The organism is Phreatobacter sp., assembly GCF_016793595.1.
Classification (GTDB): domain Bacteria; phylum Pseudomonadota; class Alphaproteobacteria; order Rhizobiales; family Phreatobacteraceae; genus Phreatobacter.
This window is the reverse complement of record NZ_JAEULY010000002.1, coordinates 1-24,289: the sequence shown is the minus strand read 5'-3', so window position 1 is coordinate 24,289 and position 24,289 is coordinate 1. Positions and strand designations below refer to the sequence as shown.

Here is a 24,289-nt window from a genome sequence, read left to right as displayed (position 1 = left end):
GCAGTCCTCCCATTAAACCGTCGTTTCCTGCGCGGGGCGGTTCAGGTGCTCTTGTCGTCCGGCCCTGATTGACACCTCGCGGCTGCCGCGTATTTAATTAACCAACCGCCCGGTCAGTCAAGTGGTCAAACGGCGGACCGAATGAAAAACGATGCGGCCGGCTCCCGCCGGACAATGCATCGGCACGAGGAAATGCTGGAGGCAAGAATGGACGAGACGAGCGTGCTCGTCGAGGTCGCGGATGGCTATCGCGTCCTGACGCTCAACCGGCCGGACAAGCTGAACTCCTTCACCGGCGCAATGCATCGCGCGCTCAGGGCCGCGCTCGAAGCGGCCGAGGCCGACAAATCCTGCAGGGCCGTTCTGATCACCGGCCAGGGCCGCGGCTTCTGCGCGGGACAGGATCTCGCCGATCCGGAGATACAGCCGCAGGCGGGCGACACGCCCGATCTCGGCGACACGCTGGAGAAGAACTACAATCCGCTGATCCGCAAGTTGCGCGCCCTGCCCTTCCCCGTCGTCTGCGCGGTCAACGGCATCGCCGCCGGCGCGGGCGTGTCGCTGGCGCTCGCCGCCGACGTGACGCTGGCCGGTCGCTCCGCGAGCTTCGGACAGGCTTTCGTGAAGATCGGACTTGTCCCGGATTCCGGCGCTACCGCCCTGCTGCCACGTCTGATCGGACCTGCCCGCGCCCGCGCCTGGGCGATGACCGGCGAGACCATCAAGGCCGACGTGGCGGAGAGCTGGGGCCTCGTCTGGAAGGTGGTCGATGACGCCGACCTCCTCACCGAGGCGCGGACGCTCTGCGCCCGCTTCGGGACTTCCTCGGCGACCGGTCTCGACGCCATCAAGCGCGCCTTCGAACACGCCGCCGATGCGAGCCTCGACGCCCAGCTCGACTATGAGCGCGACGAGCAGCGGCGCCTCGGCCGCGGCCGCGACTACGAGGAGGGTGTCTCCGCCTTCATGGAGAAGCGCAAGCCCGTCTTCGGGGACCGGCCATGACGACCGAAGCCATGAACGACGCCTTTGGCAAACCGGTGGACCACCACGCCGTCGCCCGCGCCGCCTCGGCCGCCATGTGGGCGGACGACAATGCCAGCCAGGCCCTCGGCATGACCATCGTCCAGTCCGGCCCGGGCACGGCGGCGTTGACCATGCCCGTGGTGAAGACCATGACCAACGGCCACGGCATGTGCCACGGGGGCTACATCTTCACCCTCGCCGACAGCGCCTTCGCCTTCGCCTGCAACAGCCACAACACCAAGACGGTGGCGCAGCATTGCGCCGTGACCTTCCTCAGCCCCGGCAAGCTCGGCGACGTGCTCACCGCCACCGCGCGCGAGATCAACCGGCAGGGCCGCTCGGGTATCACCGACGTCACCGTCACCAATCAGGCCGGCGAGACCATCGCTGTCTTCCGTGGCCATTCGCGCACGCTCGGCGGCGCGATCGCGCCCGATCACCCCGCCCTCTGACCCCCCGGAGGCAATCATGCTCGACAGGACCCGCTACCAGCCGCTCGTCGACCCGATTGAGGTCGCTTCCCGCGACGAGATCGCCGCACTCCAGACCGAACGCCTGCGCTGGACGCTCCGCCACGCCTACGACAACGTGCCGGCCTATCGGGCAAAGTTCGACGCGGCTGGCGTCCATCCGTCCGATTTCCAGCGTCTCGAAGACCTCGGGAAATTCCCCTTCACGACCAAGGCGGACCTCCGCGACAACTACCCCTTCGGCATGTTCGCCGTGTCGCAGGACAGGGTCGTCCGCGTCCACGCCTCCTCCGGCACCACCGGCAAGCCGACCGTCGTCGGCTACACCCAGAGGGATATCGACACCTGGTCCTCGGTGGTCGCACGCTCGATCCGCGCGGCGGGCGGCCGGCCCGGCATGAAGATCCACATCTCCTACGGCTACGGCCTGTTCACCGGGGGCCTGGGCGCCCATTACGGCGCGGAGCAGCTCGGCTGCATGGTGATCCCGGTCTCCGGCGGCATGACAGAGAGACAGGTCCAGCTCATCCAGGACTTCGAGCCGGACATCATCATGGTGACGCCGAGCTACATGCTGGCCATCCTCGACGAGTTCCGGCGCATCGGCGTCGATCCGCGTTCGACCGCCCTCAAGATCGGCATTTTTGGCGCCGAGCCCTGGACCAATTCGATGCGCGCGGAGATCGAGGACGCCTTCGCCATGGACGCCGTCGACATCTACGGCCTGTCGGAAGTGATCGGCCCCGGCGTCGCCAACGAATGCGTGGAGACCAAGGACGGCCTGCATATCTGGGAGGACCATTTCTTCCCCGAAGTGATAGACCCCGCGACAGGCCGCGTGCTGCCCGATGGCGAGAAGGGCGAACTGGTCTTCACCTCGCTGACCAAGGAAGCCATGCCGATCATCCGCTACCGCACGCGCGACCTGACCCGGCTCTTGCCCGGCACCGCCCGTTCGATGCGGCGGATGGAGAAGGTCACCGGCCGTTCCGACGACATGATGATCGTGCGCGGCGTCAACGTCTTCCCGACCCAGATCGAGGAGAAAATCCTCACCCTGCCCGAGCTCTCGGCGCACTATCTCGTCGTGCTCGCCCGCGAGGGCCGCCTCGACACGATGGACATTCGCGTCGAGGCCCGTCCTGACTGCGCCGAGGGCGAGGCCCGCCGCGCTGGCGACCGCCTCTGCCAGCAGGTCAAGGACACGATCGGCGTCTCCTGCACGGTCAGCGTTCTGGCGGCCGGGGCGCTGGAGCGTTCCGGCGGCAAGGCGCGCCGCGTCGTCGACAACCGGCCGAGGGACTGACGCCGTGGCCCGTCCCCGCGCCGCCGACTATGACGAGAAGCGCCGGCTGCTGCTGCATGCCTGCGCCGATCTCTTCGCGCGGCAGGGCTACGACCGCACCTCGATCAACGACATCGCGGCCGCCTGCAATGTCTCCAAGGCGCTGATCTATCACTATTATCCGAACAAGGAGCAGCTCCTTGTCGATATCATCCGCCGCCACCTCGCCGATCTCCTGGAGACGGTCGAGGCGGCGGTGCGAAAGTCGGATCAGGCCGGCCGCCTGCGCGCCATCGTCCATGCCTTGCTGGAGGCCTACCGGGACGCCGACGCGCTCCACAAGATTCAGGTCAACGAGCTGTCCCGCCTGCCGGAGGAATCGCAGACGGAACTGAAGGCCGTGGAGCGCCAACTCGTCGGCATCTTCTCCGAGGCATTGGTCCATGCCGTGCCGGCGCTCGGCGATTCGCCGTTCCTCAAGCCCGTGACCATGTCGCTCTTCGGCATGCTCAACTGGCACTATATGTGGTTCCGCCCCGGCGGCTCCATGTCGCGCGAAGCCTATGCGGACCTTGCCACGAACCTGATCCTCGCCGGCGCCCGCGACGTGACGCAGGCCGCGCAAAGGGTCGCTGCCGAATAGGCCGCAAGCAGCCGAAATTCACTTTCGAGCCCTTCCAAACGTACAATTCGTGAAGTCCGGCCGCGCCTGCCGTCCTTGACCGACCTCGCCGGGTCGGGCATTCGGTCAGCACCCTATCGCGCCGCAACAGCGCTGGGGCCGATCAGGGACGGGAAGGCATGACGACCATTCCGCAGGCCGTGGAGTTCGACGTCGACCGGGAGGAGACCTTCGTCCCCGCCCTCGGCGAGACGCACTCGACGCGCGCCAAGGCCATCCTCAAGGTCCATCCGGAAATCCGCCAGCTCATCGGCCGCAATCCGTGGACCGCCGCGATCACCGCGGCCTATGTCGGCATCCAGCTCGCCGTCGCCATCGCTTTTGGCTGGGCCGGCCCTTCCTGGTGGTGGCTCGCGCTGATCGTCGCCTATGGTTTCGGCGCCTTCCTCAACCATGCGCTCTACGTCGTCGTCCACGACGCCACCCACAACCTGATCTTCCGCAACCGCTTCGCCAACCGCGTCCTGCTGCTGCTGGCCGACGTGCCGCAGGTGCTGCCCGGCGGCATGGGCTTCCGCGCCTGCCACCTCGCTCACCACTCGCATCTCGGCGAGATGGACGGCGACACCGACATTCCCCACGAATGGGAAGCCCGCCTCGTCGGCCATTCCACCTGGCGCAAGGCGCTGTGGTTCCTGTTCTTCCCGGTCTTTCAGGTGCTGCGCGTGACGCGCGTGCGCGGCGTCGCCACCTTCGATGCCTGGACCGCCGCGAACTATGTCGTGAATTTCGGCGCCGCCGCCCTCATCGGCTGGCTCGCCGGCTGGAACGCGGTGCTCTACCTCTTCGCTTCGTTCTGGTTCGCCATCAGCCTGCATCCGCTCGGCGCGCGCTGGGTGCAGGAGCATTTCACCGGGGACGAGCAGCACGACACGGCCAACTACTATGGTCCGCTCAACGGCATCGCGCTGAACATCGGCTACCACAACGAGCACCACGACTTCCCGTCGATCCCGTGGAACCGCCTGCCGGAGGTCACCCGCCTCGCGCCGGAATTCTACCTGACCCTGCCGAGCCACACCTCGTGGACGAAGCTGCTGGTCGAGTTCATCACCGACCCGAAGCACTCGCTCTGGACGCGCACGGTCAGGCCCGAAGACGGCAAACCGTCTCACGCATAGTCGAAATCGACGCTGACCTTCTCGGTCCCCGCCACCGGCCGCGACTGGCAGGTGAGCACGAAGCCTTGCTCGATCTCCCACGGCTCCAGCGAAAAGTTCTGGTCCATGGCGACATCGCCGGCGGTGAGCTTTGCCCGGCAGGTGCAGCACATGCCGCCCTTGCACGAATAGGGCAGGTCGAGGCCGTGGCGCAGCGCAGCCTCGACCACCGTCTCGGTCGGGTCCATGGCGATGGAATGCAGCGCACCGTCGAGCCGGATCGACAGCGGCAGGCCGTTCGGCAGGTCGGGCTTGCGGGCGGGCGCGGGCCTGCGCGGCGCGCCCTCGGTGGCGAACAGCTCGAAATGGATGCTGTCAGGTGCCATGCCGAGGCGCACGAGCGTCGCCTTCGCCTCCTCGGTCATCGCCTGCGGCCCGCAGAGGAAGGCGTGGTCGGCCAAAGCACCCGCCGCGTTGCGCGGCAGGTGGCGCGTCAGCGTCTCGATCTTCTCGCCGTCGATCCGGCCATGCGACACGGCGAAATCGGAAGCTTCGCGCGAGAGAACGTGATGCACCGACAGCCGCCCCATGAAACTGTCCTTCAGATCCTCCAACTGCGTGCGGAAGATCACCGACGCGGCGTCGCGATTGCCATAGATCAGCGTCACCCGGCTGTTCGGCTCGCGCGCCAGCACCGTGCGGATGATCGACATGACAGGCGTGATGCCGGAGCCGCAGGCAATGGCGAGGTAGGACTTGCGCTCCCCGCCCAGCGGCGCGGTGAAGCGGCCCATCGGCGTCATCACCTCGATGGGGTCGCCGACCTTCAGCAGCGCATTGGCGAAGCGCGAGAAGGCTCCGCCCTCAACCTGCTTCACGGCCACGCGCAGGTCGCCGTCGTCGATGCCGGTGCAGATCGAATAGGAACGCCTGACATCCTCGCCGCCAAGCGTCGCGCGCAGCGTCAGATACTGGCCGTGTTCGAAACGATAGGCGTCCTTCAACGGCTCCGGCACGGCGAAGGCGATGGACACCGTGTCCTGTGTCTCGCGGCGGATGTCGCTGACGGTGAGTGTGTTGAAATGAGGGGTCATAGGGCCTCTCTGCAGTGCCGGCTCAGATGCACTTGAAATAGTCGAAAGGCTCGGCGCAGGCCCGGCAGCGCCAGTGTGCCTTGCAGGCGGTAGAGCCGAATTCCGAGACTTTCTGCGTATCGGCCGAGCCGCAGCGCGGGCAGGCGACGACCTCCTCGCCGAACAGCGCCCGTCGGCCCGCCTTGCCCTTGGGCGGCGCGATGCCGAAGGCGGCGAGCTTCTGCTTGCCTTCCTCGCTCATCCAGTCGGTGGTCCAGGCGGGCGAGAGCACCGTCGTCACCTTGACGTCGGTGAAGCCTGCCTCCTCGAGTGCGACTTCGACGTTCAGCGCTATCAGGTTCATCGCCGGGCAGCCCGAATAGGTCGGGGTGATCACCGCCTCGACCCGGCCGTTCTCGATGCGCACGTCGCGCAGCACGCCGAGATCCGCGATGGTCAGGACCGGCACTTCGGGGTCGCAGACATCCGCTGCGGCCGCCCAGGCTTCGGCGCGCTGGCGTTCGAGATCGAGCGAGACGGCCACGCCCATGGCGTCACCACGCCGCGTTCGGATAGGTGCGCTGCATGTACTGAAGCTGGGCGAGCAGGAAGCCCATATGCTCGGTGTGCCGCCCCGCCCGTCCACCGCTCTGGAACGAGCCGAGCTTCGGGAGCGTCAAGGTCGCCTCGGCCAGCACCTCCGCAAGCGTCGCGTCGAAGGTGGCGCGCAGGCTCTCCGGGTCCGGCACGAAACCCGCCTCGATGGCCGCGCGCATCGGCGCATCGACCTCGAACAGTTCGCCCGCATAAGGCCAGAGCGCATTCAGCGCGTCCTGCGCCCGCCGATGGCTTTCCTCCGTGCCGTCACCGAGCCGGATGACCCACTCGGCGGAATGGCGCACGTGGTAGGCCATTTCCTTCTCGGCCTTGGCGGCGACGCCCGCGAGCGTCGCGTCCTTCGATGCCGCCATGGCCCGATGGAACGGATGCATGAAGGCCGAATAGATCAGCTGCCGCACCATGGTGACGGCGAAGTCGCCGTTCGGCTGTTCGACCAGCAGGGCGTTGCGGTACTCGTTCTCGCGGCGGAGATAGGCGAGCCTGTCCTCGTCGCGACCACGGCCCTCGATTTCGCCGGCATAGGTGTAGAGCGAGCGCGCCTGCCCGATCAGGTCGAGGCCGAGATTGGCGAGCGCCAGCTCCTCCTCCAGAACGGGCGCATGACCGCACCATTCGGAGAGGCGGTGGCCGAGGATCAGCGCATCGTCGGCAAGCCTGAGTGTGACGAGGAAAAGCGGGGTTTCGCTCATCACATATGCCCCACGTCTTCCGGCACCTCGTAGAAGGTCGGATGCCGGTAGATTTTCGATGCCGTCGGCTCGAACAGCATGTCCTTCTCGGCGGGATCGGACGCGGTGATGGCGTTCGACGGCACCACCCAGACGGAAAGGCCCTCGCCACGGCGCGTATAGGTGTCGCGGGCATTGGCCAGCGCCATGGTCGCGTCGACCGCGTGGAGCGAGCCGACATGGCGATGCGCCATGCCGTTGCGCGAGCGGATGAAGACTTCCCAGAGCGGCCAGTTCTTCTCGGTCATGTCAGTCACTCCGCCGCCTGCAACAGCCGCCGCGCCGCGCGCTTCTCGGCATGGGCGAGCGCCGCCTCGCGCACCCAGCTGCCTTCGTCATGGGCCTTGTTGCGCTGGGCGAGGCGCTGGCGATTGCACGGCCCCTCGCCGGCCAGCACGCGCTTGAATTCGCTCCAGTCGATGGCGCCATAATCCCACTGGCCGGTCGCCTCGTTGAACTTGAGGTCCTTGTCGGGGAATTCGAGGCCGATGAAATGCCCCTGCGGCACGGTCGCATCGACGAATTTCTGGCGGAGGTCGTCGTTGGAGAACCGCTTGATCCGCCAGGCCATGTTCTGGTCGGTGTGCAGGCTCTCCGCGTCCGGCGGGCCGAACATCATCAGCGCCGGCCACCACCACCGGTTCAGCGCCTCCTGCGCCATGGCCTTCTGGTCTTCATTGCCGCGCGCCAGCGTCATGACGATCTCGTAGCCCTGCCGCTGGTGGAAACTCTCCTCCTTGCAGATGCGGATCATCGCGCGCGCATAGGGGCCATAGCTCGTCCGGCAAAGCGGGATCTGGTTCATGATCGCCGCGCCGTCGACCAGCCAGCCGACCATGCCGATATCGGCCCAGGACAGCGTCGGATAGTTGAAGATCGAGGAATATTTGGCCTTGCCGGTGAGCAGCTGGTCGTTCAGCTCCTCGCGGCTCGTGCCCAGCGTCTCGGCCGCCGAATAGAGATAGAGCCCGTGGCCGCCCTCGTCCTGCACCTTGGCGAGCAGCGCGGCCTTGCGCTTCAGGCTCGGCGCGCGGGTGATCCAGTTGCCCTCGGGCAGCATCCCGACGATCTCGGAATGGGCGTGCTGGGAAATCTGGCGCACCAGCGTGCGCCGGTACTTCTCCGGCATCCAGTCGTTCGGCTCGATCTTCTCGTCGCGATCGATCCGCGTCTGGAAGGCAGCGTCGCGCTCGGCATCGACGAGGGCCGGACCCTCGTCCTTCACATTCAGCGCCTGCGTATACATGCGCTCCTCCCATCTTGATTGGGAGCAAGTATGTTACAAAAATTCCAGAGAGCAAGATTTTTCGTAACACACAGCCCGCCATTCGTTGCTGCACCGCACAGGGGCGGGCATCAGCCGATGCCGAAGCGGCGCGCCAGGTCGAATGCCGCCGGCGGCAGATTCTCGCCATCGGCATCGGTCACGGCCTCGACATGCCGCTCGGACGGCGCGGCCAGCGCCGCATAGAGCCCTGCCATGGTCCGCCGCGCCGCGATGTCGGGCCGATCGGCCGGCAGCAGATCTTCAGGCAGGGCGGGATCGTGAATCACCGCACGGCGGAAAGCGTGCACCGCCAGTGTCCGGATCACGAAGGCCTCGGTGGGAGATGGCGGCGCGGCCTCGACCATTTGCAGCAGGGATGCCTGCGCATCCGCGAGACGCCGGTAGGCCGCGACCGTCGCGCCCATGCCGAGCGCCTCCGTCGCTATCCGGCGCGCCATGGCGGGATCGGCGACTGCATCGAACAGGAAGGCGTCGGCCGGCACAGGAGGTGGAGCCGCCGAGCCCGGCGCGACGAGAACGCCCGCCGCCAGCGGCCGGAAGCCCGCTGCTTCCAGCGTCGCCATATCAGCGGCTTTCCTCGCCGCCGCCGGCAGCACCAGCAGGCGGAAGCCACGGCCATCCGGCTGCCGCTCGCCGGCATAGACGCGCCTGAACGCCGCCGCGAAGGTGCGCGCGCCTTCCTGCGACAGGCAATAGCGCGGGCGACGGCCGCCATCCCGCCGCTCGAACAGCCCGCCGGCGACGAGCCGCGACATGGCGGTCCGCACCGCTCCCGGCTCGATGCCCAGCGCGCCGGTGAGGTCGATCAGCGCCCGGATCGACAGCGTCCCGCCGCGCGGCACGATGGCGTCACCGAACAGGGTGACGATCAGCGAGGCCGTGCGCACCGGCCGCCGCGCCAGAAAGTCCTGCCGCAACGCCTCGACCGCCCGGCTCAGCCCGTCCGCTCCGTCCTGCATACCCGCTCCGCTAGCCTGCTCCGGTCCCTGGCGCAATCGGCCCCCGCGCCATGGTCTAGGCCATCGGGCCGAATGTCTGTTGTTGCATACAAGGCCTAGGGTGACGCTCGGAAAACCTTATCATCCGGGCGCGCGCAGCGTTTGCGCCGCCCGCAAGGACTGCTCCGATGCTCAGAATCGTCGTCGTCTTCGGCCTGCTCGCCATTGTCGGGGGCATTGCCACCTGGCGGCCGGATCTCGCCGAACAGGCCTATCACAAGGCGCAAGCCGTGGTTTCCGGCAAGAAGCCGGCCGAGCAGGCGGCCCAGCCCCGCCGCCAGGGGCCGCCGCCGGTGTCCGTCACGCTGGCCCGCGCCGAAAAGCGCGTCATGCCCATCGTCGTCGAGGCGGTCGGCACGGTGCAGTCGATCGCCTCGCTGCAGATCAAGGCGCGCGTCGACAGCCAGGTCATGACCGTCCATGTCGCCGAAGGCGCGGCGGTGAAGCAGGGCGACCTGCTGTTCAGCCTCGATGACCGCGTGCTCAAGGCCCAGCTCGCCCAGATCGAGGCGCAGATCCTGCGCACCGAAGCGCAGCTCGAACAGGCCATCCGCGACCGCGACCGCGCCATCGACCTCACGCGCCGCAATGTCGGCACCGAGGTCGCGCGCGACAACGCCATCACCAACGTCAAGGCGGTCGAGGCGCAGCTCGCCGCGGACAAGGCGAACCGCGACAATATCCGCTCGCAGCTTTCCTATACCCAGATCACCGCGCCGATCTCCGGCCGCATCGGCTCGATCGCCGCCAAGCCCGGCGCCTTCGTCCGCTCCGCCGACACCGCGGCGATGACGACCATCAATCAGATCGATCCGATCTACATCGCCTTCGCGGTGCCGCAGGCGACCTTCTACGAGATCCGCAGCCAGGTTTCCGGCGATGTGCGCAGCATCACCGTCGAGGCGACGGCCGGCGGCCAGACGGTCGCCGGCAGCATCGCCTTCGTCGAGAACCAGGTCGACCTCGCCACCGGCACCGTCACCGCCAAGGCGCTGATGAACAACGGCGCCGAGCAGCTCTGGCCCGGCTCCTTCGTGCCGGTGAAAGTCTCGCTCGGCACCCAGGGCGAGGCCGTGGTCATCCCCGCCGCCGCGCTGCAGGTCGGCCAGAACGGGCCCTTCGTCTTCACCGCGACGGACGGCAAGGCCGCCATCGCCAACGTCAAGGTGGCGCGCATGGTCGGCGACCACGCCGTTCTCGAATCCGGCCTGAGCGGTGGCGAGACCGTGATCACCTCGGGCCAGCTTCGCCTCGTCGCCGGTTCGTCGGTGGTCGCCCGCCCGGCGCCCGCCGCGGCCGGCGAGACCGCCGCCCGCGACCGGCAGAGCTGAGGAGACGCCGCCATGCTGTCGGAGCTCTGCATCCGCCGTCCCGTGATGACCATCCTCCTGATGGTCTCCTTCCTCGCGGCCGGCATGTTCGGCTACGGCCAGCTTCCCGTCGCCGCGGTTCCGCGCGTCGACTTCCCGACCATCCAGGTCTCCGCTCAGCTGCCGGGCGCCAGCCCCGAGACCATGGCGTCCTCGGTCGCGCTGGTGCTGGAGAAGCAGTTCTCGACCATTGCCGGCGTCTCGTCGATGACCTCGACCTCGACCTACGGCAACACCTCGATCGTCCTGCAGTTCGACCTCAACAGGAACATCGACGGCGCGGCCCTCGACGTGCAGTCGCAGATTTCTGCCGCCATGCGCCGCCTGCCGGTCGACATGGTCACGCCGCCAAGCTTCAGGAAGGTCAACCCGGCCGATTTCGCGATCATGTTCATCGCGATCTCATCCGACACCGCCCGCCTCTCCGACATCGACCGCTTCGCCAATTCCTCGATCCTGCCGCGCATCTCGACCCTGCCCGGAATCGCGCAGGTCATGGTCTGGGGCTCGCAGAAATTCGCCGTGCGCGTGCGCGCCGATCTCGATCAGCTCGCCGCCCGCGGCCTCACCCTCGCCGACCTGCAGAACGCACTGACCGCCGCCAATTCCAATCGCCCCGTCGGCACCGTCAACGAGGGCGGCCGCAACGCCATCCTCGACGCCACGGGCCCGATCAACCGATCCGCGGACTACCGCGACGTGATCGTCGCCTGGCAGAACGGCGCGCCCGTGCGCGTCTCGGACGTTGCGAGCCCGATCGACGGCGTCGAGAACGACCGCGCGGCATCCTGGCTGGACGGCAAGCGCGCCATCGTTCTCGGCGTGCAGCGCCAGCCGGACGCCAACACGGTCGATGTCGTCGATCGTGTCCGCGCCATGCTGCCGCAGATCCAGCGCGAGGCGCCGGCCGCCTACAACATCCAGGTGATGATGGATCGCTCCAAGACGATCCGGGAATCGATCGAGGACGTTCAGTTCACTCTGGCGCTCGCCGCCGTGCTCGTCATCGTCGTCATCTGGTTCTTCCTGAAGGACTGGCGCGCCACGCTGATCCCCGCCGCCGCCCTGCCGATCTCGATCATCGGCACGTTCGCGGTGATGTACGTGCTCGGCTATTCCATCGACAACATCTCGCTGCTGGCGCTGACGCTGGCGGTCGGCTTCGTCGTCGATGACGCCATCGTCATGCTCGAGAACATCATGCGCTACATTGAGGAGGGGATGGATCCCTTCCAGGCGGCGCTGGTCGGCTCGCGCGAGGTCGGTTTCACCATCATCTCCATGACCATCTCGCTGGTCGCCGTCTTCATCCCCGTCCTGTTCATGGGCGGCGTGGTCGGCCGCATGTTCGCGCAGTTCGGCGTCGTCATCTCCACGGCCATCCTGATCTCCGGCGTGGTGTCGCTGACGCTGACGCCGATGCTCTGCTCGCGCGTGCTGAAGCCCATCGACCACAACAAGAAGCCGTTGTTCCTGCTGCGCTGGTTCGAGGCGTTCTTCTCGGCCGTCACCCGCGGCTACGGCTGGTCGGTGAAGAAGGTGGTCAACATGCCGGTCGTCATGATCGGCATCACCATCGCGACCTTCGTCGTCACCTTCATGCTGTTCCGCGACATACCCAAGGGCTTCTTCCCGCAGGAGGACAACGGCATCGTCCGCGCCGCCACCATCGGCCCCGACGACGTCTCTTTCGCGGCGATGGTCGAGCGCACCCAGCAGCTCGCCGCCGTGGTCCGCCGCGATCCGGACGTCGTGTCGGTCATGGCCAATGTCGGCTCAGGCGGCGGCGCCACGACCCAGAACTCAGGCTCGCTGTTCATCACCCTGCGCGACAAGCCGGCCCGCAAGGACAATGCGGTTCAGGTGATCGACCGCCTGCGCCGCGCCGCCAACGAAGTGCCGGGCATTCAGGCCTTCTTCTCACCGATCCAGTCCATCACGGTCGGCACGGTGCAGAGCCGCAGCCAGTATCAGTACATGCTGCAGTCGCCGGACCTCGATGCCCTGCGCCAGTATGCGCCGATCCTCGAAGCGAAGATGCGCACGCTTCCCGGCATTCTCGACGTCAATTCGGACCTCCAGATGCGCGCGCGCTCGACCATCGTCGATGTCGACCGTGACGCCGCCTCACGGCTCGGTGTCACCGCCGACCAGGTGCGCAACACGCTCTATTCGGCGTTCGGCACGCGCCAGGTGTCGACCATCTACGCTTCGGAGGACACCTATCAGGTGATCCTCGAAGCCGACCCGAAATATTACGACACCTCGCTGATGCTCCGCCGCCTCACGGTGCGCTCGTCCACCGGCGCCGTGGTGCCGCTCGACGCGGTCGCCAGGCTTCGCGAGCAGCCGACGGCGCTGTCGGTCGGCCACCTCGCCCAGCTTCCGGCGGTCACCATCTCGTTCAACCTGCCGCAGGGCGTCGCCCTGTCGCAGGCCGTCGAACGGATCGAGGTCGCCGCCCGCGAGATCGGACTGCCTGCCACCATCGCGTCGTCGTTCCAGGGCACCGCGCAGGTGTTCCAGCAGGCGGTGGCCAACCAGGGGCTTCTGCTCTTCGCGGCGGTGCTGGTGATCTACATCATCCTCGGCATTCTCTACGAGAGCTTCATCCACCCCTTCACCATCCTGTCGGGCCTGCCGTCCGCCGGCATCGGCGCGCTGCTGACACTCCAGCTCTTCCACTTCGACCTGTCGGTCATCGCCATGATCGGCCTCGTCATGCTGATCGGCATCGTCAAGAAGAACGCCATCATGATGGTCGATTTCGCGATCGAGCGCCGACAGAAGGGCGTGCCCGCGAAGGAGGCCATCGTCGAAGCCGCCGTGCTGCGTTTCCGGCCAATCATGATGACCACGCTCTGCGCCATCCTCGGCGCGGTGCCGATCGCCATCGGCCACGGCGCCGGCGCGGAGCTGCGCCAGCCGCTCGGCATCGCGGTGGTCGGCGGTCTGATCCTGTCGCAGCTGCTCACGCTCTACATCACGCCGGTCGTCTATCTGATGTTCGAGGGCCTCTCGAACTGGATCGGGCGTCGCGGCAGCCAGCCCGCCGGCGAGGCCGTTCCGGCTCCGGCAGGCGCGCCGCACGGCCAGCCGGCGGAGTGAAGCGCGGCTCTGGTCGCGCGGCCGTGATGCCGCGCGGCCATCGTTGTCATTGACAGTCCCGCGCGCGCGGCCCTACGCCTTGCGCTCATGTCGCATCCGGCCGATCAGTCCGCCCCCAGATCCCCACGCCGCATCGCCGTCATTGCCGATGACCACGGCATGTACCGCATGGGTCTCGCGCTGACGCTGAAGGACCGCCTCGGCTTCGACGAGGTGGCGGAGGCCGCCTCCCTGGACGAGGCGCTGGAACGCCTCGGCGAGACCGAGGGCGTGGCGCTCGCCCTGTTCGACCTGTCCATGCCCGGCATGCAGAGCGCGGCGAGCCTCGCCGCCGTGCGCGAATGCTATCCCGACCTGCCGATCGCGGTCGTCTCGGGTTCCGAGAGCCGCAGCGACGTGCTCGACGCGCTGGCGGCGGGCGTCAATGGCTTCGTGCCGAAAAGCCTCGTCGACAACGATCTCGTGGCGGCCCTCGGCACCATCGTCTCCGGCGCCATCTTCGTGCCCGCGACTCTCGCGACCGCCACCTCGGCACGCATCCCGGCCGCGCCGTCCGAACCGGCACTCGATCGGCTGACCCCGCGCCAGCGCGACGTGCTCGGCCTGCTCATCGAAGGCCGCTCCAACAAGGAGATCGCCCGCGCGCTCGACCTCGGCCAGGGCACGGTGAAGATCCACCTCGCTGCTCTGTTCCGCCATCTCGGGGTGCGCAACCGGGCGGCCGCCGTCGCCGCCGCCGCGCCACTGCTGGCGAAGGGGTAGAGCCTCACGCCACCAGGCGCGCCACCGTCGCCCTGAGGGTCGGCACGGCCACCGGCTTGGTGAGCCAGGCCACGCCGCTCGCCTGCAGCCGGGCCAGCGTCTTCGGGTCGGTCGCACCGGTCACGATCAGGGCCGGCAGGCGCGCCGCGCGTCCCTCCCGCCAGCGGGTGATGAGGTCGAGCCCGTCGATACCCTTCTCCAGCTGCAGGTCGATCACCGCGAGGTCCACCGGCCGGTCGCTGGCCAGTGCGTCGCTCGCCTCCGCGGCATTGCGCGCGGCGGTCACCGTCGCGCCGTCGTCGCGGAGCGTGCGCGCCAGCGCATCGACGATCATCGGCTCGTCATCGAGCACGAGAATGTGCCGCCCGGCCAGCGACAGGCCCGGCGAAAGCGGCGGTGTCGACGCCGCCTGCTCCGGCCGCACGGCGATCGGCAGTTCCACCCGGAACACCGTGCCCCTGCCCCGGCGGCTGTCGACGCTGACATGATGGCCGAGCAGGTCGCAGAGTCGGCGCACGATGGAGAGGCCGAGCCCGAGGCCGTCATTCTGCCCATGGGCCGCCTGCTTCACCCGCTCGAACTCCTCGAAGATGCGGTCGCGGTCCTCGGCGGGCACGCCCGGTCCGGTATCGTGAACCTCCAGCACGGCGTGGCCGTCCTGCCGGCGCACACCGACCAGCACCTTGCCTGACGCCGTGAATTTCAGCGCATTGCCGACGAGATTGCGCAGGATGGTCTCGACCAGAACCGGATCGCTGGTCACTGGCAGGCGCGAGGAGACGAGGCGGAACTCCAGGCCATGCGCCGCCGCCTGCGCCCGGAAGCCGGCCGCGACCCGCTCCAGCACATCGCCAATGACGAAAGTGCGCGGCTCGGCGACGACGATGCCGGCATCGAGCCTGGACACGTCGAGCAGCGCCGAGAACATGTCCTGCAGCGAGCCGAGCGTGGTCTCCATATTGGCGACGAGGCGGATCGGCTCCTCGCCCTGCACGCGCCGCGACAGCGCATTGGCGAATAGCGACAGAGCATGCAGCGGCTGACGCAGGTCATGGCTCGCCGCCGCGAGGAAGCGCGATTTCGCGGCGGTCGCCGCCACGGCGTCGTCGCGCGCCTGCGACAGCGCCCGGTTGGCGCTTTCAAGCTCCGCCGTGCGGACGGCGACGCGCTGTTCCAGCGTATTGGCCAGATGCTTCAGCGCTTCCTCGTTGTCGGCGAGGCGGTCGATCATGCCCTGCAGCGACGCCGCCAGCGACACGACCTCCTTTGACGAGGATTCCGGCAGATCGATCACCACGCCGTCCAGCGCCTCGGCAAGGCCGACGCGGTCGGCGCGCGCCGCGATCGCCTGGATGGGGCTGGCGATGCGCCCCGCGACCCACCAGCCCGCCGCCAGAACCAGGAAACCGACGAGGCCGCCGGCGGCGATGATCTGCCAGCGCAGCGTGTCCACCGGCGCGAAGGCCACCGCCGCGTTTGACGTGACGACGATCTGCCAGCCGAGCCCCTCGATGCCGCGCCCGCCGGCCGCCCGGCTGGTGCCGATGACCATGGTGCGTCCGTCGGGGAGCGTGTCTATCTCGAATCCGTCGGCGCGTCGCGCCACGACGCGCGCCAGATCCTCGCCCAGATGGGTCGGGTCGCCGATCACCACACGGCCCTCGCCGTCCAGCACCAGCACTTCGAGATCGGACCGGCGATCGCGAGAGCGTTCGATCAGCGAGCGCCTGAGGTGGCCGAGCCAGTCCCAGCTCACCATCATCCCGATGACCCCGACAAGCTCCCCCGAGGCGCTGCGCACGTTGACGCCGATCTCGATGACCCTTTCGCCCGGCCCTGTCTGGACGGTCGGCCGCTGCGCCTCCAGCGTCGAGCCCTGCGCCCGTACGCGGGCGGCGCGGAACCAGCGCCGCTGAGACACATCGGCGCCCTCCTCGATACCCCCTGACGCGACCAGCACCCGCCCGTCGCGGTCGGCAAGCCCGACCCAGACGATCTCCTCGGCATTGGCCTTCACCCGGTCCATCACCACACGGCGTGACTCGTAGGAGCGGTCGGGGTCGACGAAGGCCGGAATGGTCGCGATGGTGCGCATGGAGCGCCAGCGCTCGTAGACGTCGCTCTCCAGCGCCTCGCGCATGAAGGCGGCGAGATCGCCGAGCGAGCGGCCGATGGAGCGCTGCGCCTCGCGCGTCGCGGTCCAGACCACCACCGCCGTCACCGACAGGATCAGCGCGGCGATCAGCACGGCCAGCGTGCCGGTCAGGATGCCGCGCAGGCCGGGCCGTGTCAGGGACGTCGCATGGGTCGCCATATCCGGATTTTCGCGCGTCGCGCGTCCCGCGTCAAAGCGCTCCGCATCACCTCAGCGACAGGACCAGCCCGGTATCCGGCGCGACCAGCCCCTCCAGCGTCTGCCGGTAGGCATCCGCCACGGCCGCCTCGCCCTTGGCGCGCCTGACGGTCATCCAGCACCGCGCCGAGGCGAGGATATCCTCCCACGCGCCTGCGAAGCGCTCCTCGAGACCGCCTGGACCCCAGTCGCCGTGGCGTTTGGCGATCTGGTCCGGCGCGAAGAAGAATTTCGGTCGCGCCCCGGGCAGGTCGAGCCGTCCGGCAAGGTCCTGCCAGTGCGTGCCGCCGACCCGGCAGGCATGGACGATCCGGTCGCCGAAATGGCCGTGCATCGCGGTGATCAGCTCCGCGCTGCCAGCCATGTCGACATAGGCCGTCGGCACCTCGGCATCGAGGCTCGCAATAGCGTCATAGGTCACGACGCGGTCGTAGAGGCCGGTCGCCTCGACGAAGGCGCGGTTACCCTTCGAGGTAAGCCCGATCACCGACAGACCCGGCTTGGCCAGCCGCCTCAGGCACAGCGCAAGGCCGAGCGAGGTCTTGGACGAGGCGCTCACCACCAGCACCTGCCGCGCGCCGAAGAACGCATTGTCATCAAGGAAATCGGCGATCAGGAACGAGGTCAGCACCAGCGGCTTCAAGATCATCTGGTCCGCCTCGCGCTCGCTGCGATAGCCGGGATCGGTCGCAACGCGCTCGTAGGAATTGTAGACCGCCGGCAGGCCCTTGCGGTACTCGGCGCCATCCACGAAGCGGCGCGCCGATACGCGGACTGGCTCCACCAGCACATGAGAAGCCATGGGGAAGTAGCCGTAGATGCGCTCGCCCACCGGCAGATCCTCGACGCCCGAGGCGACGACGTCGGCGAAACCCCAGACCGGAATGCGGCCATGGCCCTCGCCGGCCGGGAAGAAGTTCCAGTAGGCCATCTGCTCGCCGAAGGCCGCATAGGTGATGTTGTTGGCGGTCAGCGCGAAATGGTCGATGGCGAGCAGGGCCTTGCCGGCCGCCGCCACGGCTTGCGGATCGATGGCCTCGCGCACGAAGCGCGTGGCGCGCAAGTCGTCGCGGCGGACCTCGAAGCTGACGGCCTCCACCAGATCGGCTGCATCGGCCATCGGTTTCTCCTCTCGTGAACGGGCGCAATATGCCCGAGGCTCGGCATCGCCCGTGTCAGCATCGTGTCACTGCACGATAGCCATTCGGGACAGGCGCGATCAGGCCGCCACCCGTCCGACGATCGCGTCCACGTCCGCGCCCTTCGGCAGCACGCCGAAGCTGCGTCCGCCCTCCGCGCCGAGCCGTGTCGCCACAAAGGCGTCGGAAACCGCCGCCGGCGAATGCCGCACCAGAAGCGAAGCCTGCAGCACCAGCGCCATGCGCTCGGCGATCCGCCGGGCATCGGCCTCCGCCGGCACGCTCTTCAGCCGCGCCGCGACATCTTCCATGGCCGCGTCGAGCAGCGGATGGGCGCCGCGCGCCGCCATCGCCTCCGCCGCGAAGGCCTCGCGCGCCAGCGGCTCGCGCCCGAGCGTACGCAGGATGTCGAGCGCGATGACATTGCCCGAGCCCTCCCAGATGGCGTTGAGCGGCGATTCCCGGAACAGGCGCGGCAGCGGGCTCTCCTCCACGTAGCCGGCGCCGCCGTGGCATTCCATGCACTCGTAGACGAAGTTCGGGTTGCGCTTGGTCAGCCAGTATTTCGCCGCCGCCACGGCGAGCCGCGCGAAGGCTTTCTCGCCCTCGCCGGTGCCGGAAAACGCCCGCGCCACCCGCATCGTCAGCGCCGCCGCCGCTTCGTATTCGAGCGCGAGATCGGCCACCACGGCGCGCATCGCCGGCTGGTCGATCAGCGTTTTCTGGAAGGCGCGGCGGCCGGCCACATGATGATGCGCCTGCGCCAGCGCCATGCGCATGATGCCGACGGTCCCCGAAATCGTGTCGAGGCGGGTGTGGTGCACCATCTCGATGATGGTCGAGACGCCCCGGCCCTCCTCGCCCAGCAGCACGGCGTAAGTGTCGTGATACTCGATCTCCGAGGATGCGTTCGACTTGTTGCCGAGCTTGTCCTTGAGCCGCATGACATGCAGCGAGTTGCGCTCGCCGTCCGGCTTGATGCGCGGCACGAGGAAGCAGGAGAGTCCGGCTTCCGTCTGGGCCAGCGTCAGGAAGCCGTCGCACATCGGCGCCGAGCAGAACCATTTGTGGCCGACGAGCCGCCAGGCGTCGCCGTCGCGATAGGCCCGCGTCGTGTTGGCGCGCACGTCGCTGCCGCCCTGTTTCTCGGTCATCGCCATGCCGACCGTGACGCCGCGCTTCTCAGCCAGCGGCTTCAGCGGCGCGTCATAGGAGCCGCCGACGATCTTCGGCACCCATTCGGCCGCGACCTCCGGCTGGTGGCGCAGCGCCGGCACGCTCGCATAGGTCATCGAGATCGGGCACATCGTGCCCTGCTCGGCCTCGGTGAACAGCGCCAGCATGGCGGCATGGGCGACATGATTGCCGGCCCTGTCCTCGGCCCAGGCGATGGAATGGATGCGGTGGCGCATCGCCAGCTCCATCAGCCGGTGATAGCTCGGATGGAACCGCACCTCGTCGATGCGCCGGCCATAGCGGTCGAACACCGTCAATTCCGGGGGAAAGCGGTTCGCCTCCTCGCCCCATTGCAGCACTTCCTCCGAGCCGACATCGGCGCCGAGCGCCGTCAGCGGCTGATCGACCCATTCGCCGCCCTCGCGCAGCGCCCAGTCCCGCAGGATCGGATCGGAGGTGAACAGGTTGCGGCCGGCGAATTCCGGCGGCTGGTTGGTCACCTCATGGGTGATCAGATGGGTCGCGGGCGCGTGGCGGGGCATGCTGTCTCTCCGCTTCTCTCGGCGTTCCTCGGGGGTGCCCGAACCTGCCATGCCGTGCCGGGCGAGACCATCCGCCGATGGAGCAGTAGTGGCCGCCGCGCCGCGCAACGCCACATTGCATTGACCTGACCGTCATGCTCAATTCCGCGCGCTGTCAGGATCTCCCCCGTGCCAACCTGGTCCACCGACGCCCTACCCGTCCACGAACGCTTCGATTGCTGGCGCGAGGTGCGCGCCCGCCATCTGTTTGGCGTCACGGCGGAGCTGCCGGTCTATCAGCGGGCTGGCTTTGGCGCGCGCATGACCACCCGCGCCGTGGGTGCGGCGACGCTGGTCGAGATGCAGGCCTCGCCCTACAGCGTCGAGCGATCCGCCCGTGACATCCAGCGCGCCCCGGGCGGCAGCCTCTGCCTCTATCAGCAGGTCGGCGGCGGAGCCTGGTTCGGCACGGGTGCCACGGATTTCGTCCTTGGCCCAGGCGCGCTCGCCACCAGCCACACCGACCTGGCCTATGCCACCCGCCCGACCGGCGCGGAGGGTTTCAACCTGCGCATCCTCAAGCTGCCGGCCGACGTGGTGGCAGACACCACCCTTCCGCTGCACGACCTCGCGCCGCGCCCGCTCGAGGCTGACGAGCGCCTCTCCCTGTGCCTCGGCGCATCCCTGTCGGCGCTGGCCGCAACCTCTTCCGCCGAAGCCGGACCCGAGGACCACGACCGGGTCGGCGCCATCGCCCAGCTGATCCTGCTGGCCCGGCGCGCCGTGCCGGCGGGCTCGGCCGAAAGCCGCCGCGCCCTGCGCAGCGCCCTGCTCGACGCCGCCCGGCAGGTGCTGGACGCGCGGTTCCGCCAGCGTGCGCTCGCGCCGGAACCGGTGGCGGCACAGCTCGGCATATCGGTGCGCCAGCTCCACATGCTGTTCGAGCCGACCTGCAGCACGTTCCACCGCACCCTGAACGGACTGCGCGTCGCCGAGGCCCGGCGCCGGCTCGTCGGCGAGCCCGATCGTGCCATCGCCGAGATCGCCTTCGCCGCTGGCTTCGACAGCCTGCCGACCTTCTACCGCGTGTTCCGCGCCCTGGACGGCCACACGCCCGGCGACTACCGCCGCTGATGCCGGGATCGCTGCGTGCGACGCCGGTAACCTCGTCTTCACGCATGGTGAATGAAATATTGCAGCGCGCCGCCTTGCATGGTCCATTCCGGCGCCCGTTGCCCGCCACCTTCGCGAACCTCGGCCGCGCCCCCCGTGCTGACCTGGTCCACCGACGCCCTGCCCGCCCATGAGCGCTTCGCCTACTGGCGGGAGGAGCGCGGCAAGCAGCTGTTCGGCGTCTCCATCGAGCTGCCGGCGGAGCGCCGCCACCTGTTCCACGGCCGCCTTTCGGCGCAGGCGGTCGGCGGTGCGACGCTCGCCTCGCTGAACGCCTCTGCCTACGAGGTCAGCCGGACCGAGGCCGACATCGCCCGCCTGTCCACCGACAGCCTGATGATCGGCCTGCAGGTCGCCGGACCCGGCTGGTGCGACACGCCGGCCGGGCAAACCTTCATCGATGCCGGAGCCGTGGCCATCGGCCACGCCGACCTGCCCTCCCAGGGCATGCCGACGACGACCGGCGATTTCCACATCCACATGCTGACGATCCCGTTGGGTCGCGTCGCTCGCGGACAAGAAGCCGCGCGTCGTCTCCACCTCGCTCCGGTCCAGCAGGAGCGGCATGCACGGCTCGTCGATGCCGCGCTCTGCGCGCTGATCGAGGATGCGCCCGGCATCGCGCCCGATGCCGCCGATGCGGCCATCGCCGATATCGCCAACCTCGCGCTGATGACGCGCGGCGTGCTGACGCCCGGCCTGCCGGAAGTGCGGAAGGCGCTGCGCTCGGCCCACCGCCACGCCGCCATCCGCATCATGCGGCGCAGCCTGCATCGGGGCAGCCTGCCGCCCGAGACCGTCGCCGACGCGCTCGGCATCTCGCTTCGCCAGCTTCATCTGGTTTTCGAGCCGACCGGGCGCAGCTATCACCGCACGCTCACCGCGATCCGGGTCGAGATGGCCTGCCGCCGGCTCGGGGCCCAGCCGGACCAGTCGGTCGCCGCGATCGCCTTCGCCTGCGGCTTCGACAGCCTCGCCACCTTCTACCGGGCCTTCCGCGAATGGACGGGCTTCTCGCCGGGCGAATACCGGCAAAGCCTCATCGAACGCTGAGACTGGCCAGTCTGCGCGTTTGCACGGAATGAGACGACAGGCGCCAAACGGCGGGCTAGCGTCCCGCCGGGTTCAGGATGGCGGCCACGGCTTCGGAAATGATCGCAAGACGCAAGCAGACTCTGGACCCGGACGGCCGGGGCGTGCATCGCGCGCTCGCTGCGGCCCTGCTGGCGACCACGGCGCTCATCGCCGTGCCAGCCGTGGCCCAGGACGCCACCTGGTCGGCCAGTCCCGTTTCGAACAGTTTCGAGGACGCCGCGAACTGGGTCGGCGGATCGGTGCCCACCGGTACCGCCACTTTCGGCGCGTCGTCAGTGATAAGCCTCTCGATGAACGCCTCGACAACGATGTCGGGCTGGACCTTCACCGCCGACCACCCCGGCTACGGCATCAACGCCTATGGCAACCTGACCTTCACCGGCACCGGCCTTAGCAATGCCGGGCCTGGTGTGGGTCTCAATGCCTTCGGCACGCTGACTTTCAGGAATTCCAGCACGACAAACGGGGTCAACATCAACGGCTTCGGCGGCATTGACTTTTTCGACACGAGCCGCGCCGGCGGCGGCCACATCAACAATTTCGTCAGCCTCAACTTTCGCGATTCCACCAGCGCCGGCACGGCCAGCATTTCGAATTTTGGCACCCTCAATTTTTCTGGCAACAGCAGCGCCGGCACCGCGTCGATCGGCAGTCTCAGCGGAACCACGACAACCTTCAGCGACAACAGCACCGCCGGTGCCGCCACGATCTCCAACGCCTTCGCGAGCACGACGACGTTCAACAACAACGCCACAGCCGGCAGCGCCGAGATCACCAATGTCTGGTCCGGCGTGCTGAACTTCAACGATTCCAGCACGGCTGGCACCGCCACGATCATCAACTTTGACAGCGGCATCACCACGTTCAACGGCAGCAGCTCGGCAGGCGGCGCGAGAATCGTCAACCACCTGAACGCCAGCCTCTCGTTCAACGATTCCAGCACGGCGGGCACAGCCCGCATCTCCAGCACAGGCACCGCGCAGTTCTCGGGGACCAGCACGGCCGGTTCGTCGACGATCACCAACTACAACAGCCTGACCTTCCTGAACAACGCGACCGCGGGCGCTGCAACGATCAGCAATACAACGATCGACGCTACGCTTGTCGCCAACCTGATCTTCAAGGACAGCAGCACCGCCGGCGCCGCCGCCATCACGAACGAGCGGAACAGCAACCTGATCTTTCAGGACAGCAGCACCACCGCCTCCGCCAGCATCACCAACATCGGCGCGATGGTGTTCCGGAACAGCGCAAATGCCGGCTCGGCCACCATCGGCAACAGCATGTTCCTCCAGTTCTCCGACAGCAGCAGCGCCGGCTCGGCGAACATCACCAGCTCCAACGTCGCCAGCTTCTTCAACAACAGCACCGCCGCGACGGCCACGATCATCAATACCGGCATCCTGAATTTCTGGGACAGCAGCACGGCCGCCTCCGCCAGCATCGCCAACACAGGCAGCGGGTCGCTGACGTTTCTCGGTACCAGCACCGCCGGAAGCGCCGCCATCGCCAACAGTGGCACGACCGTCTTTCGCGACGGCAGCAGCGCCGGCACGTCGACCATCACGAACAGTTCCAGCCTGTCCTTCAACGACAGCAGCACGGCCGGCGCCGCAATCATCACGAATATTTCCAGCCTCGTCTTCAGCAGCCACAGCACCGCCGGCACGGCCACTATCATCAATAGCGGCTCACTCGCGTTCCTGGACGCCAGCTCCACCGGCAACGCCACCATCAACATCGCCAGCGCTGGCCTGCTCCGGCTGGCGACCAGCAACCTCACCGGCGCGGCAGGCGTGACCGTCCAATCCAATGGCGCCTTGACCGGTTACGGCAGTGTCGGCTCCACCTCGATCGAAACCGGCGGCATGATCATGGCCTCCGGTGGCACGCTGCGCATCAACGGCAACCTGACGCTTGCGACCGGCAGCCTCTACGGCTTCTGCACTTGCGCGCAGGTCGCGGCGACCGGAACAGCGACGCTTGGCGGCGCGACCCTGATCGTGCCGCAGGCAACATTCCAGGCACAGAGCTATACCGTGCTCACCGCAGCCGGCGGCGTCAGCGGTACCTTCGCCTTCGACATCGGCACGACGCCCTTCGCCAGCCTCATCTACGGCGCCAACGACGTCACCCTGACGATTGCGGCCTATCGCGCCGGCGCGGCGCTGTTGGGCCAGGGCGGCGTCAATCCGCGCAATGTCGCGGCCGGCATCGATGCGGCCCTGAACGGCGGCGCGACCCCGCCCGCCGCCTTCAACCCGATCCTCGGTCTCTACGGCGCGCCGCTTGCCGCCTCGCTGAACCGCCTCTCCGGCGAG

At 68.1% G+C, this 24,289-nt stretch carries 20 protein-coding genes; 11 read left to right on the top strand and 9 right to left on the bottom strand.

Annotation, left to right across the window (positions count from 1 at the left end):
- The first annotated feature begins 207 nt into the window (after positions 1–207).
- The 5 genes from paaG to JNK84_RS00715 all read left to right on the top strand — a co-directional run bounded on the left by paaG (position 208) and on the right by JNK84_RS00715 (position 4,584).
- On the top strand, positions 208–1,005 hold the full coding sequence (gene paaG / locus JNK84_RS00735) for a 2-(1,2-epoxy-1,2-dihydrophenyl)acetyl-CoA isomerase PaaG (protein ID WP_293419264.1): 798 nt from the start codon (positions 208–210) through the stop codon (positions 1,003–1,005).
- A complete protein-coding gene (gene paaI, locus JNK84_RS00730) occupies positions 1,002–1,478 on the top strand; it encodes a hydroxyphenylacetyl-CoA thioesterase PaaI (RefSeq protein ID WP_293419261.1) in 477 nt (158 codons plus the stop codon). The genes paaG and paaI overlap by 4 nt, the downstream gene beginning before the upstream one ends.
- Before the next feature lie 16 nt (positions 1,479–1,494).
- Entirely contained in the window at positions 1,495–2,802 is a 1,308-nt protein-coding gene (gene paaK, locus JNK84_RS00725; RefSeq protein ID WP_293419258.1) for a phenylacetate--CoA ligase PaaK, read from the top strand.
- 4 nt (positions 2,803–2,806) lie between these two features.
- The gene (locus tag JNK84_RS00720) at positions 2,807–3,424 is read left to right on the top strand and encodes a TetR/AcrR family transcriptional regulator (RefSeq protein WP_293419255.1); all 618 of its coding nucleotides are present in this window, start codon (positions 2,807–2,809) and stop codon (positions 3,422–3,424) included.
- A 158-nt stretch (positions 3,425–3,582) separates the two neighbouring features.
- On the top strand, positions 3,583–4,584 hold the full coding sequence (locus JNK84_RS00715; RefSeq protein WP_293419252.1) for a fatty acid desaturase: 1,002 nt from the start codon (positions 3,583–3,585) through the stop codon (positions 4,582–4,584).
- Here the strand turns inward: JNK84_RS00715 and paaE are convergent.
- The 6 genes from paaE to JNK84_RS00685 all read right to left on the bottom strand — a co-directional run bounded on the left by paaE (position 4,575) and on the right by JNK84_RS00685 (position 9,232).
- On the bottom strand, positions 4,575–5,657 hold the full coding sequence (gene paaE / locus JNK84_RS00710) for a 1,2-phenylacetyl-CoA epoxidase subunit PaaE (protein WP_293419249.1): 1,083 nt from the start codon (positions 5,655–5,657) through the stop codon (positions 4,575–4,577). The two genes, JNK84_RS00715 and paaE, sit on opposite strands and share 10 nt — an antisense overlap.
- 22 nt (positions 5,658–5,679) lie before the next feature.
- Positions 5,680–6,186 (bottom strand): 1,2-phenylacetyl-CoA epoxidase subunit PaaD, encoded by a 507-nt coding sequence (paaD, locus tag JNK84_RS00705; protein WP_293419246.1) that lies wholly within the window; start codon positions 6,184–6,186, stop codon positions 5,680–5,682.
- 4 nt (positions 6,187–6,190) lie between these two features.
- Entirely contained in the window at positions 6,191–6,946 is a 756-nt protein-coding gene (paaC, locus tag JNK84_RS00700) for a 1,2-phenylacetyl-CoA epoxidase subunit PaaC (protein ID WP_293419243.1), read from the bottom strand.
- A complete protein-coding gene (gene paaB, locus JNK84_RS00695; RefSeq protein ID WP_293419240.1) occupies positions 6,946–7,233 on the bottom strand; it encodes a 1,2-phenylacetyl-CoA epoxidase subunit PaaB in 288 nt (95 codons plus the stop codon). The genes paaC and paaB overlap by 1 nt, the downstream gene beginning before the upstream one ends.
- Before the next feature lie 5 nt (positions 7,234–7,238).
- Complete coding sequence (gene paaA, locus JNK84_RS00690; RefSeq protein ID WP_293419237.1) at positions 7,239–8,231, bottom strand: 1,2-phenylacetyl-CoA epoxidase subunit PaaA; 993 nt, start codon at positions 8,229–8,231, stop codon at positions 7,239–7,241.
- Positions 8,232–8,341: 110 nt separating this feature from the next.
- Positions 8,342–9,232, bottom strand: a complete 891-nt coding sequence (locus JNK84_RS00685) for a PaaX family transcriptional regulator (RefSeq protein WP_293419234.1) — start codon at positions 9,230–9,232, stop codon at positions 8,342–8,344.
- 167 nt (positions 9,233–9,399) lie between these two features.
- Between JNK84_RS00685 and JNK84_RS00680 the strand changes: the two genes are divergently transcribed.
- From JNK84_RS00680 to JNK84_RS00670, 3 genes are all read left to right on the top strand, one after another.
- Positions 9,400–10,602: an efflux RND transporter periplasmic adaptor subunit gene (locus JNK84_RS00680; protein WP_293419231.1), complete on the top strand. Its 1,203-nt coding sequence runs from the start codon at positions 9,400–9,402 to the stop codon at positions 10,600–10,602.
- A 12-nt stretch (positions 10,603–10,614) separates the two neighbouring features.
- Positions 10,615–13,749 (top strand): efflux RND transporter permease subunit, encoded by a 3,135-nt coding sequence (locus JNK84_RS00675; RefSeq protein WP_293419228.1) that lies wholly within the window; start codon positions 10,615–10,617, stop codon positions 13,747–13,749.
- An 87-nt stretch (positions 13,750–13,836) separates the two neighbouring features.
- Positions 13,837–14,511 carry a response regulator gene (locus JNK84_RS00670; RefSeq protein WP_293419225.1) on the top strand — a complete coding sequence of 225 codons (675 nt, stop codon included), beginning with the start codon at positions 13,837–13,839 and terminating at the stop codon, positions 14,509–14,511.
- 4 nt (positions 14,512–14,515) lie between these two features.
- On the opposite strand, the gene JNK84_RS00665 is transcribed toward JNK84_RS00670, so the two are convergent.
- The 3 genes from JNK84_RS00665 to JNK84_RS00655 form a co-directional block, all read right to left on the bottom strand.
- Positions 14,516–16,825: a hybrid sensor histidine kinase/response regulator gene (locus JNK84_RS00665; protein WP_293419222.1), complete on the bottom strand. Its 2,310-nt coding sequence runs from the start codon at positions 16,823–16,825 to the stop codon at positions 14,516–14,518.
- 46 nt (positions 16,826–16,871) lie between these two features.
- A complete protein-coding gene (locus JNK84_RS00660; protein WP_293419219.1) occupies positions 16,872–17,984 on the bottom strand; it encodes a DUF2855 family protein in 1,113 nt (370 codons plus the stop codon).
- A 99-nt stretch (positions 17,985–18,083) separates the two neighbouring features.
- Entirely contained in the window at positions 18,084–19,721 is a 1,638-nt protein-coding gene (locus JNK84_RS00655; RefSeq protein ID WP_293419216.1) for an acyl-CoA dehydrogenase family protein, read from the bottom strand.
- A 168-nt stretch (positions 19,722–19,889) separates the two neighbouring features.
- Between JNK84_RS00655 and JNK84_RS00650 the strand changes: the two genes are divergently transcribed.
- From JNK84_RS00650 to JNK84_RS00640, 3 genes are all read left to right on the top strand, one after another.
- Positions 19,890–20,834 carry an AraC family transcriptional regulator gene (locus JNK84_RS00650; protein WP_293419213.1) on the top strand — a complete coding sequence of 315 codons (945 nt, stop codon included), beginning with the start codon at positions 19,890–19,892 and terminating at the stop codon, positions 20,832–20,834.
- Positions 20,835–20,969: 135 nt separating this feature from the next.
- Positions 20,970–21,926, top strand: a complete 957-nt coding sequence (locus JNK84_RS00645) for a helix-turn-helix transcriptional regulator (RefSeq protein WP_293419210.1) — start codon at positions 20,970–20,972, stop codon at positions 21,924–21,926.
- A gap of 98 nt (positions 21,927–22,024) precedes the next feature.
- Positions 22,025–24,289 (top strand): beta strand repeat-containing protein (locus JNK84_RS00640; RefSeq protein ID WP_367272179.1); only part of this gene is annotated, 2,265 nt, incomplete at its 3' end.